The 10,421-nt window shown below is 69.8% G+C and carries 10 protein-coding genes and 1 tRNA gene; 5 read left to right on the top strand and 6 right to left on the bottom strand.

The window, feature by feature from the left end; translation table 11 throughout:
* Nucleotides 1–9 precede the first annotated feature (9 nt).
* A tRNA-Ala gene (locus ACZ601_RS35405) sits at nt 10–83 on the top strand.
* A 72-nt stretch (nt 84–155) separates the two neighbouring features.
* Here the strand turns inward: ACZ601_RS35405 and ACZ601_RS35410 are convergent.
* The 3 genes from ACZ601_RS35410 to ACZ601_RS35420 form a co-directional block, all read right to left on the bottom strand.
* Nucleotides 156–374 (bottom strand): hypothetical protein, encoded by a 219-nt coding sequence (locus tag ACZ601_RS35410; RefSeq protein ID WP_440578576.1) that lies wholly within the window; start codon nt 372–374, stop codon nt 156–158.
* 129 nt (nt 375–503) lie between these two features.
* On the bottom strand, nt 504–1,706 hold the full coding sequence (locus tag ACZ601_RS35415) for a hypothetical protein (RefSeq protein ID WP_469545556.1): 1,203 nt from the start codon (nt 1,704–1,706) through the stop codon (nt 504–506).
* A 38-nt stretch (nt 1,707–1,744) separates the two neighbouring features.
* Nucleotides 1,745–2,623, bottom strand: a complete 879-nt coding sequence (locus ACZ601_RS35420) for a YwqG family protein (protein WP_469545558.1) — start codon at nt 2,621–2,623, stop codon at nt 1,745–1,747.
* Nucleotides 2,624–3,390: 767 nt separating this feature from the next.
* Here ACZ601_RS35420 and ACZ601_RS35425 point away from each other — a divergent pair.
* Nucleotides 3,391–3,591, top strand: coding sequence for a hypothetical protein (locus tag ACZ601_RS35425; protein WP_469545561.1), 201 nt, complete (start codon nt 3,391–3,393; stop codon nt 3,589–3,591).
* Nucleotides 3,592–3,660: 69 nt separating this feature from the next.
* Nucleotides 3,661–3,990, top strand: a complete 330-nt coding sequence (locus tag ACZ601_RS35430) for an acyl carrier protein (RefSeq protein WP_469545563.1) — start codon at nt 3,661–3,663, stop codon at nt 3,988–3,990.
* A 41-nt stretch (nt 3,991–4,031) separates the two neighbouring features.
* Here ACZ601_RS35430 and trpD read toward each other — a convergent pair whose 3' ends face one another.
* A complete protein-coding gene (gene trpD / locus ACZ601_RS35435; protein ID WP_469545565.1) occupies nt 4,032–5,090 on the bottom strand; it encodes an anthranilate phosphoribosyltransferase in 1,059 nt (352 codons plus the stop codon).
* 119 nt (nt 5,091–5,209) lie between these two features.
* Here trpD and pdxR point away from each other — a divergent pair, with 119 nt between their 5' ends.
* Entirely contained in the window at nt 5,210–6,613 is a 1,404-nt protein-coding gene (gene pdxR, locus ACZ601_RS35440; protein ID WP_469545567.1) for a MocR-like pyridoxine biosynthesis transcription factor PdxR, read from the top strand.
* On the opposite strand, the gene ACZ601_RS35445 is transcribed toward pdxR, so the two are convergent.
* Both ACZ601_RS35445 and ACZ601_RS35450 read right to left on the bottom strand, forming a co-directional pair.
* The gene (locus ACZ601_RS35445; RefSeq protein WP_469545702.1) at nt 6,587–7,183 is read right to left on the bottom strand and encodes an anthranilate synthase component II; all 597 of its coding nucleotides are present in this window, start codon (nt 7,181–7,183) and stop codon (nt 6,587–6,589) included. The two genes, pdxR and ACZ601_RS35445, sit on opposite strands and share 27 nt — an antisense overlap.
* A 29-nt stretch (nt 7,184–7,212) precedes the next feature.
* Nucleotides 7,213–8,703, bottom strand: a complete 1,491-nt coding sequence (locus tag ACZ601_RS35450; protein ID WP_469545569.1) for an anthranilate synthase component I family protein — start codon at nt 8,701–8,703, stop codon at nt 7,213–7,215.
* A gap of 264 nt (nt 8,704–8,967) precedes the next feature.
* Here ACZ601_RS35450 and ACZ601_RS35455 point away from each other — a divergent pair, with 264 nt between their 5' ends.
* Nucleotides 8,968–10,380: a class II 3-deoxy-7-phosphoheptulonate synthase gene (locus tag ACZ601_RS35455; RefSeq protein WP_469545572.1), complete on the top strand. Its 1,413-nt coding sequence runs from the start codon at nt 8,968–8,970 to the stop codon at nt 10,378–10,380.
* Nucleotides 10,381–10,421: the final 41 nt, after the last annotated feature.

Raw genomic sequence — 10,421 nt, forward strand, 5'->3', positions numbered from 1 at the left:
TCGTTGCAAGGGCCTGTGGCGCAGTCTGGTAGCGCACCTCGTTCGCATCGAGGGGGTCTGGGGTTCAAATCCCCACAGGTCCACGCACATCGAAGCCCCTACCGGGTTCACCTGGTAGGGGCTTCGAGCTGTCGTACAGCAGCGGAGTACAGCAGTCAGTCCTTGCCCGCGCGCTTTCGGATGTCCATCGCGCAGGCGATGCCCAGCATCACCACGGCCATACTGATTCCGAACGCGAGACTGTCGGACCAGGTGTCTTGCCACAGGCGTGACACCACCCCGACGAGCGCCCCGTATGCCACCGCTACGCCTATACGTTTGCCCCACAGCACCATGGAGCGCTCGTACCCCGGCAGGCGGACCGGAAGCTTCACATGACCCCCACCAGCCGGTGATGCCGTACAGCTCCGGCGACGACGTTCTGGCACCCGTCTTCCGCCTTGCGGCGGCTCTGCGGTGAAGGGCGCTCGACCTCTCCGGAGGGGACCTGATCACTCCATCGTTCAGGGGCAGGACAGATCGCCCTCTGCCGCGAATCCTGACATCACGTCTTCGACAACGAGGTCCGCAAGGACGGCCAGTGCCAGACTCCGGAGTTCCACGCTCGGACCGGCTGCCTTCTCCGCAATGCGAGGCAGCCAGGAGCTCAGGCGGTCCAGCACGGTGAGCAAGCCTTCTCGGTCGTCGCGGAGCAGGGCTGCCACGAGCGACACGACATCGGCGCGGGAGCTGCCCGCTGGAGCCGGGAGAGCGGCCAGTCCTGAGAGTGCGCGCTGGTCATGAGAGCCGCAGAGCGCCGTGAGGGCGGCGAGAGCGAATCGGGCGGCGTCGTTCTCGTCCTCCCAGCGGGACAACAGCATCGGCAGCTCGCTGCCGATGGCCCGCCGTGTCAGGTAATCAGCTGCAGACTCCACCCGGACACCCCCGAGCGCGGTGATCCGGTCCGCCGAGGAGACCGCGGCTGCCGGCCCCGTAGCAGCCATCCGCAACAGGTCGCTGAGCAGGATCAACCGGCTGCCGGGCGCGACACTGTCGTCGCGGACCAGCTCCGCAAGGAAGGGGACAGCCTCGACCGTGGCGTCGGTGCAGGTGCCTTGGTGGGCAACGGCATCGGCGAGATACCCGAGGAACTCACCCGTCGACTCGTAGGGCTCGCCGAACGCGAACTCCTCGTCGAGTAGCCACCCCACCGCCTCCGGAGCGTCCTCCGCGCCGCCGTACATGCGCTCTGCGACCGCCAGGACTGCCTGGACCAGCGCTGCGGGCTCACCGACCTCAGGGCTCTTCCACGGCGGTCCGGCCGGAGGACGCACGGGATCCTCGGGCAGCGGAATCGGAAGGGCTACGTCGGCACCGGCCTGCTCGTGGACCAGGCCGACCCGTGTGAAGATCTCTTCGAGAGTCGCAGCACCTCCCTCGCTGCACCCCTGCTGGAAGCCTGCGTGAGTACGGGCTACCTGGGCCACCCGAATCCGCTCACTCCGAAGGAACGGTTCGAGAGCGATGCGCTCGTACCCGCTGTAGACGGCCAGCGAGAAGACCTGCCACCACCCCTCCAGCTCCGGGTCCATCGACGGCTTGCCGTACCAGAAACTGGACGGGACGCACCGGAAGTGATCGTGGACGCGCACCGCCGTCAGACGGTGCCCCATCCCGGACAGCTCAGCCGCGGCGGTGCGGGCAGCGGCCTCGCTCGGCAGGCTCAATATGTACTGGACTCCCCAATCGGGAGGCGTCGTGGCCATCAGCCGCACTGCCAGGTGAACATCGCCCGCTCGAAGCGTCGCTCGGCCAGATCCTCCGGACGGATCAGCCAGTACAGGGCTCCGGCGTCGCCCCACATCATGTCTGCGGCGTCCTCGCTGTCGAACTGGGCCAGCAGCACCCAGCCGCCGGCTTCCTCGGACAGCCGAGGGCTGTCCCAGGACACCTCGCCGTCCAGGACCGCCTCCGCGATCTCGATCTCCACCGGGTTCTGTATGGAGTGGGCGTGGCCGCCGATCTGGTGCCCCACCTCGTCGCCGGACTTCCACAGCGCGTCGAGGAACTCCTGCGAGCAGACGGGATGGTCGTACCGGTTCCCCAGCGGGGCGCCCGGGGCGAAGGCGGCCCGGACGGATGGATGCCAGGGCTCGGTCGCCGTCATTTCCACCCGAGAGGTAAGCGGCACCACCGGATACGGCTTGAGGCCTGCAGGCGCCCCACACTCCGTCACCTCCTCGTCAGCTGCCACAAAGAGGACGCGGGCGCCCGACCAGCTCTCCCGGTCCTCAGCCAGAACGAGAGCATCGCCGTCGTCCAACTGCCCATCGAAGTAGAAGAACAGCAGCGTCCCTGCCGCGGGAAGATCTATGTCCAGCGCAGCCGCCGACAGGCGCGCGCAGTCGATCGAGGCGATGAAGGAGAGCGGGCCGTGCCCATCCCAGACCGGCCACGCTGGGGTGGCCGGTAGCGCCGGGAGTCCGCCGAGTTGCCCGATTGCGTCGCCGGAATTGACCGCTGCTTCCAGACGAATGCCAGGCCGAAGCAGACAAGTCCACTTCTCGGCTGCCTCGGGCGACAGATGCTGCAGGGCCAGGGAACGAAGGGCATCTCGGGAACCGTGTGTCATACGCCCGATCATCCATGGCACCACCGACAGCCGCCCCTGCCGCCCATGAGCCGGCCTCCGGCCGGCTTGTATTGATAGGTAACGGGCCGACAGTGGCAGAGCCTCACATCAGCAGCCCACCGCCCTCCCCGCATTCACCGTGGACCACCCGCTGCCACGCCGGAGACGGCACGTCTGCCACCAGCAACGTGTCCAGAGCGTCAGTGCCCGTCGGCTGTACCGGTCCGCCAGGAACTCGGTGACTGGATCCAGCGAACGCCAGCGTTCCTCGCGAGCGACTTCAGCGCTGGGTAGCAGGGGCGCGACCAGGCTCGCCAACTCCTCCGCCGCATCTTCGTCCATCTCGAACGGATGTCGAGCCGGATCCACATCTGCCCACGTCAGGGTGTGTGCCCACAGTTCACTCACCGTCCCACTCTGCCTTGCCTAGCCACCCTGACTCCACTCGATATCGGGTGGCCGCCCTGCCAGTGGGAAACGATCTTCGGTCAACTGGGAAGCGATCTTCAACCGCTTCTGTCCCGCCTGTTCAGAACCACTAGTGAACACCCCACCACAGGGCCGTTCACAAGTCAGCTCGCAGACGGTTCACGAAATCCCGTCCGATCATTTCGATCGGACGGGATTTCGTCGTTCTGGGGCCTGGTACGGCACGGATGAGCTCGGGGCCGGATGGCGGCTGTCCGGAGCGGCGGTCCGGACAGGTCGATGGTGTGCCATGTGAGCGCCGGGGCGTCAGTGCTGTGTCAGGGCCGGTCGGCAGACTCTTCGCAGGGCCGGTGGACGAGGAGCGGAACGGGGTCGCCGTCCTGATCGAGACGGCCGAGCGCGACCAGGAGGTGCTGGCCGGGGCCGTACGGGCGGCCGGTATCGCGGTCGGCAAGGCGCTGCCCGCCCCGGTGAGCGTCTTCGCGGTGGCCAGGAACAGGGTGCCCCGAACCACCAGCGGCAAGATCCGCCGTCGGGCCCGCGCCCAGTAGGTGGCGGCCGGAGAGCTGCGGCCGCTCGCCCAGTGGGCCAGCCGTTGAAGTCGAGGAGGAGACGTGAAGATGGACAGCCGACGAACCGGCCCCCAGAACCTGTCCGAGCGGGAAGTGGCCGACCATGTCGTCCAGTTGCTCTCCGAACTGCTGGAACTGGCACCGGAGGACATAGACCCCGACGTGCCCCTCAGCGCGTACGGAGTCGACTCGGTGACCAGCACCTGGCTCGCGGGTGAGCTGTCGCGCTGGTGCGGCGTCCCGCTGGAGCGGGAGCTGTTGCTCGGCCGGCCGAGCGTGGTCGAGGTCTCAGAGGACGTGATGGCGGTGCTGCGCGGGCTGCCGGAGCGCGACCGGGCCTCAGAGGCTGTCGGGTGGCCTCCGGCCGGCAGCCTCTGAGCCGGGCCCGGGTCTGAGCCGGGCCCGACCGCCCTCCCGGATCAGCCGGCCTGGGCGTACTTGACCGTGACCGCCGCCCAGTGTTCGAGGACATCCGCCGCGCCACCCGAGTCGACGGCTTCTGCGGCCTGTTCCAGGCCGGCCGCGAGCCGCTCGGTGACGGGGCGTCCGCTGGGCTCCAGGGCCGCGAGCCCCGCCGCGGCCGACAGCAGTACCGCGTCCCGGACCGGCCCCCGGGCCCCGGCGAACACCTCGTGGGCCACCCGTGCGTTGTGAGCGCGGTCCCCGCCGCGCAGGGCGGCGGCCGGCGCGTAGTCGATTCCGATGTCCCGAGGGTCGAAGGACTCGGTGCGCACCTCGCCCCCGAGGACCGACCAGACCGTGGAGGTAGTGGTGACCGTCAGTTCGTCCATTCCGTCGTCCCCGCGAAAGACCAGCGCGGACACCCCGCGGCGGGCCAGCACCCCCGCGAGCAGCGGTGCGAGGCGCCGGTCCGCGACGCCCACCGCCTGGGCGGCGGGCGACGCCGGATTGGCCAGCGGGCCCAGCACGTTGAAGACGGTGCGGATGCCGAGCTCACGGCGCGGCCCGGCCGCGTGCCGCATCGCCGGATGGAACGCCGGGGCGAAGCAGAAGGTGATGCCGGTCTCCTCCGCGACCGCCGCGACCTCCTGCGGAGCCAGGGTCAGCGCCACCCCCAGCTCCTCCAGCACATCGGCGGAGCCACAGGCGGAGGAGGCCGAGCGGTTACCGTGCTTGACCACGCGGGCGCCCGCAGCGGCGGCCACGACCGCCGACATCGTGGACACGTTGACGCTGTTGGAGCCGTCGCCACCGGTGCCGACGATATCCAGGGCGGGACCCGGTATGTGAAGCGGCACGGCGTGCCCGTACATGGCGCGCACCATGCCCTCGATCTCGTCGACGGTCTCCCCCTTGGCGCGCAGCGCCACCAGGAGACCGGCCACCCGGGCCGCCCCGGCGCTGCCCGACATGACCTGGTCCATCGCCCAGGCGGTGTCGTGGGCGGTCAGATCTCTGCTTTCCAGCAGCGTGTTGAGCAGTTGCGGCCAGGTACGACCCTGTGGCTCGGCAGTCACGGGAATTCTCCTTGAACGGCGCAAGCGGACGTGTCGCTGTCCAGTCTGCGAATGGCGGCAGCTTCTTTCCAGACCACTGTCGGGCGACCAATACGGACCACTTCAGGAGGGACAGGACCGTGGCCTTGCACATAGCGGTTGAAGTGGTCAGGGATTCCAGGAATTCTCTGACCACGCAGATCCAGGAATTCATCAAGAGGGAGATATCCGAGGGAATTCTCCAGCCGGGCACCCGGCTGCCGTCCAGCCGCCGGCTCGCGGGTGACCTGGACGTATCGCGCAGTGTGGTCGTGGAGGCGTACGGGCAGCTCGTCGCCGAGGGATACCTGGAGGCGGCCCAGGGTGCCGGCACCAGGGTGGTGGGCCATCTGGAGGCCGAGCCCGCCGCGCCCGCCCTGCTGGACGAGGGGCGGGTGCCGAGGGTCCGCTGGGACCTGCGCCCCGGAGGCGGCAACACCCCGGCCTTTCCGAGGCGCGAGTGGCTGCGCTGCTACCAGCGGGTCCTGCAGTCGACCGACTCGGTGCACCACGGCTACCCGCCGCCGGCCGGTGATCCGGCGTTGCGCCACGAACTCGCGGGCTACCTGGGCCGTTTGAGGGGGCTGCGCACCTCTCCGGAGCAGCTCATGGTGGTGGCCGGATTCGCCCAGACGCTGAGCCTGGTCTGCGAGGTCCTGCCGCGCCTGGGCATCGACGCGCTCGCGATCGAGGACCCGGGCCACCCGGGCCAGCGACAGTTCGTCCGCGAGAGCGGACTGCGGGCGGTGCCGGTTCCGGTCGACGGCCAGGGCATCGACGTCGCCGCGCTGGCCGCGTCCGGAGTGCGCGCCGTCCTGGTCGCGCCCGCCCACCAGTTCCCCACCGGTGTCACCCTGTCCGCAGAGCGTCGTGAGGCCCTGGCGCGCTGGGCCCGGGACGTCGACGGCTGGGTGATCGAGGACGACTACGACGGCGGCCTGTGGTACGAACGGGGGCCCCGGCCACTGGCGTTGCAGCGCATGATGCCGGGCCGGGTCGTCTACGCGGGCACCGCCAGCAAGACGCTGTCCCCGGGGCTCCGCCTGGGCTGGCTCGCCGCGCCCCGGCCGATGCTCGACGAACTGCTGCGGGCGCGCGCCCGGCACGACCTGGGCACCGAGACCCTCACCCAGCTGGCTTTCGCCGAGCTCCTGCGTACCGGGCTGTTCGACCGTCATCTGCGTCGTCTGAACGCCCTGGGCCGCAGGCGTCGGGACGCCCTGGACGAAGCGGTCTTCCGGTATCTGCCCGGAGCCGTGGTGCTGGGCCGGGGTGCGGGGCTGCACGCCTACGTGCGATTGCCCCGGCACACCGACGAGGGGGCGCTGGTGGCCGGGGCGCTGCGCCGTTCCGTCCTGGTGCGCGGGGCCGCCGCGTTCCACGCCTGGCCGCGCCGGGATGCCCCGGCCCTGGTGGTGGGCCACGGGCATCTGCCCTGTTCCGGGGTGGCCGAGGCGATCCGGGCGATGGGGGTGCGGTCAGACGCCGATGCGCTGCTCCCGTGAACCGGCCGCGTCGGAGAGGAAGTTACGCATCATGGCGAGCCCGCCGGTCGTGGTGATGCTCTCCGGGTGGAACTGCACCGACTCGATGGGAAGCGTGCGGTGCCTCAGCCCCATCACATAGCCGTGGTCGATGGCGACGGCGGTGGTGACCAGCTCCTCGGGGAGGGGTTCGGCGACGATCAGCGAGTGGTAGCGGGTCACTTCGAGGGTGTTGCCGAGCCCCTGGAACAGGCCTTCCCCGTCGTGCCTCACCATGCTCGTCCGCCCGTGCATCACCTGGTCCGCCACCTCGATCGTGCCGCCGTGGGCCAGGGCGATGGCCTGGTGCCCGAGGCAGACGCCGAGCAGCGGCACCGTCCCGGCGAACCGGTGCACCAGCTCGACGTGACCGGACTCCGCGGGGTGCCCGGGGCCGGGACCGAGCACCACCGCGTCGGGGCGCGAGGCGGCCAGTTCGTCGGGGGTGCGGGACAGGGACCGTACGACCTCGGTACGCGCGCCCAGGGTGCGCAGGTACTGGTCGATGATGTGCACGAAGCTGTCGTACGCGTCGATCAGCAGGACCTTCATGTCCGCTATGTCCTTCGGGTCGGTGGTGTTCACGACAGCAGCTCCTCACCGGTGAGCGCCCAGTAGGCGGCCCCCATCTTGGCCAGGGTCTCCCGCCACTCGGCCGCGGGCTCCGACTGCGCCACGATGCCCGCAGAGCTCTGCGTCGAGTACGTGCTCCCGTCGTACTCGATGGTGCGGATGCACAGCGCCAGTTCGCTCCAGCCGCGTACGTCGACCAGGCCCACGGCGCCCGCGTAACTCCCGCGCCGCTGCTCTTCGAGCCCGTCGATGATCTCCATGGCGCGGACCTTGGGCGCGCCGGTCATCGTCCCGGCGGGGAACGTCGCGCGCACCACCTGCCAGGTGTCCAGTCCGTCCCGGAGCCGGCCGTTGACGGTGGAGACGAGATGGAAGACGTGCGAGAAGCTCTCCACCGCCATCAGCCGCTCGACCGGCTGGGTGCTGGGGCGTGCCACCCGGCCGATGTCGTTGCGGCACAGGTCGACGAGCATGATGTGCTCCGCCTGCTCCTTGGTGCTCTCCCGCATCTCCTTGACGCGCCGCTGGTTCTCCTCCTCGTCCGGGCCGCGCCGTGCGGTGCCCGCGATGGGGCGCATCTCGACCGTGTCACCCTCGATGCGGAAGAACAGCTCGGGGCTGGCGCCGATCAGCACGCTGTCCGCGCGGGGCATCAGATACATGTAGGGCGAGGGGTTGCGCTCCCGCAACCGGCGGTAGACCTCCACCGGGGTCAACGCGGAACGTACGTCGATGCGGTGGCCTATCTGGATCTGGTAGATGTCCCCGACCCCGATGTGCGCCAGGCACCGGTCGGCCCAGTCCATGAAGGTCTGCCGGTCCACGCTGTCGTGCACCGACAGGGGCGCGGGCGCTTCGGGAACGGCCGGGGCGGGCCGCCGCGCCAGGGCGGCGACGTCCACCACGACCCGCGCGTCGGCGAAGGCGTCGCTCCGGGCGCTCAGCCGCCGGACCCGGCCAGAGGGCAGGTCGTACCAGACGGTGTCCCGGAAGAGCGTGAGGGTGATGTCCGGCCCGCGCGGCACCTTGGTGCGGTCCGGGAGCTCCTCCATGTGCCAGGCGGATTCGTACGCGAGCGTGGTCAGGAAGCCGAAGGCGTACGACGTCGTCGGGATCCGGGTGTCCACGGCGAAGAGGTCCTGCGCGCGCGAGAGCAGGCCCCACATCGGGTCGGGGCCGGTGAAGCGGTACCGGTGCGCGTCGGAGCCGGCCGGGTGCTCGGCGGTCATCCCCAGCGACTCCGCCTCCTGTGCCAGGGCCAGGGCGAGGGGACCGGCCCCGTCGATCTCGACGTAGCCGTCGAACACCCGGATCTCGGCCAGCCGGCCGAAGCCGACAACGGCCGAGCGGCGGTCCTGGCCGGCGCCGTCGACGCTCTCGAAGAGGAATACGTCCTGAACCGGAAGAAGCTCCCTCAGATGTACGTACAGATCGAGAGGATCGTGGTGCGGCACATCGGTATCGGTGACCTCGATACCGATCTTGTTCGTTGCCGGCATGGTGAACTCCTTGTGAATTCGGTGCCGATGGCAGTATCGGCCGATCCACTTCTACTCGGCCGCGGTCAGCAAAACAGTGGTGTGCCGGTGGAGCCAGACCAATCCGCATCCCCGGATGCGGTCCATTCCTGATTTGCTTGACCCGGACCGGCTCGTTGGATTGAGCTGGTGCACGTCTGAATCGGCGACAGGAATTCCCGGTCGCCCCCGGCCGTGCCCCATTGAGTACTTCCTCCCTGTCCGCCGCCCGCATGGAAGGCTGCAATGAGAGTCAGCAAGAGGGAACCCGAAGCGTTGAACGCCGCCCGCGACTCCTGGCGCGGGCTCCCCGCGGCCCAGCAGCCGGACTGGCCCGACATGGCCGAACTGCGGGCGGCGACAGAGCAGCTGGAGCTCGCCCAGCCGCTGGTGTTCGCCGCCGAGTGCGATCTGCTGCGTCGCAGGATGGCCGCGGTGGCGCGCGGGGAGGCCGTTCTCCTCCAGGGCGGCGACTGCGCCGAGACCTTCGCGCGGAACACGGCCGAGGCCATCCACGGAAAGCTCAAGACCCTCCTGCAGATGGCCGTGGTGCTCACCCATGCCACGGCCCTGCCCGTCGTCAAGGTCGGCCGGCTGGCCGGCCAGTACGCGAAGCCGCGCTCCAGTGCCGTGGAGCGGCGTGGCGACATCGAACTGCCCTCCTACCGGGGCGACGCGGTGAACGGCGCGGAGTTCACCGCGCAGTCCAGGCGGCCCGACCCGGACCGACTGCGCAGGATGTACGAGTCGTCGGCCATCACGCTCAATCTCGTCCGGGCCCTGACCACCGGCGGATTCGCCGACCTGCGCCAGGTGCACGCCTGGAACCAGGGCTTCGTGGCGGATTCGCGGGCCGGTGAGCGCTACGAGCGGCTGGCCCACGCGATCGACCGCAGCCTGGCCTTCATGCAGGCCTGCGGGGTCGACACCCGGGAGCTCGGCACCACAGAGTTCTTCGTCAGCCACGAGGGCCTGTTGCTCGATTACGAGGCGGCCCTGACCCGCGCCGAACCCGGTACGGGCCGGTCGTACGCCACCAGCGGCCATCTGCTGTGGATGGGGGAGCGGACCCGTGACCTGGACGGGGCGCACGTCGAGTACTTCTCCCGGGTGGCCAACCCCATCGCGGTGAAGATCGGCCCCACGGCAAGCCCCGACTCCGTGATGGCCCTCCTCGACCGGCTCGACCCGGACCGCGAGCCCGGCCGTCTGACCTTCGTGGTCAGGGCCGGCGCGGACCGGATCCGCGACGTACTGCCCACCCTGGTGCAGAAGGTCGAGGCGGAGGGCGCGCTCGTCTGCTGGGTCAGCGACCCGATGCACGGCAACACCATCACCGCGGCGAGCGGCCACAAGACCCGCAGGTTCGACACGATCCTGGATGAGGTGCGTGGCTTCGTCGAGGTCCACCGCGAACTGGGCAGCCACCCCGGCGGCATCCATGTGGAGCTCACCGGGGACGACGTCACCGAGTGCATCGGCGGGGGCAACACGGTTCTTCCCGAGCACCTGCACCAGCGCTACGAAACGGCCTGCGACCCGCGCCTGAACCACACGCAGTCCCTGGACCTGGCCTTCCTGCTCGCCGAGATGTACCGCGAACTCCCCGGCCGGTCAGCGGGGAGCGACGCTCACCCGGCGGATTCGCCGTCTGCTTAAAGACCTGGCGGCTCCTGGGCCCCGAGGCGAGGCTGAGGCCA

It is taken from the genome of Streptomyces sp. NPDC104307 (genome assembly GCF_055584045.1).

Bases quoted from the DNA above. Each gene is read 5' to 3' on its own strand.
- ACZ601_RS35420 (WP_469545558.1), bottom strand. From the start codon at position 2,623: ATGATCGGGCGTATGACACACGGTTCCCGAGATGCCCTTCGTTCCCTG.
- ACZ601_RS35450 (WP_469545569.1), bottom strand. From the start codon at position 8,703: ATGCCGGCAACGAACAAGATCGGTATCGAGGTCACCGATACCGATGTG.
- ACZ601_RS35455 (WP_469545572.1), top strand. From the start codon at position 8,968: ATGAGAGTCAGCAAGAGGGAACCCGAAGCGTTGAACGCCGCCCGCGAC.
- ACZ601_RS35445 (WP_469545702.1), bottom strand. From the start codon at position 7,183: ATGAAGGTCCTGCTGATCGACGCGTACGACAGCTTCGTGCACATCATC.
- ACZ601_RS35430 (WP_469545563.1), top strand. From the start codon at position 3,661: ATGGACAGCCGACGAACCGGCCCCCAGAACCTGTCCGAGCGGGAAGTG.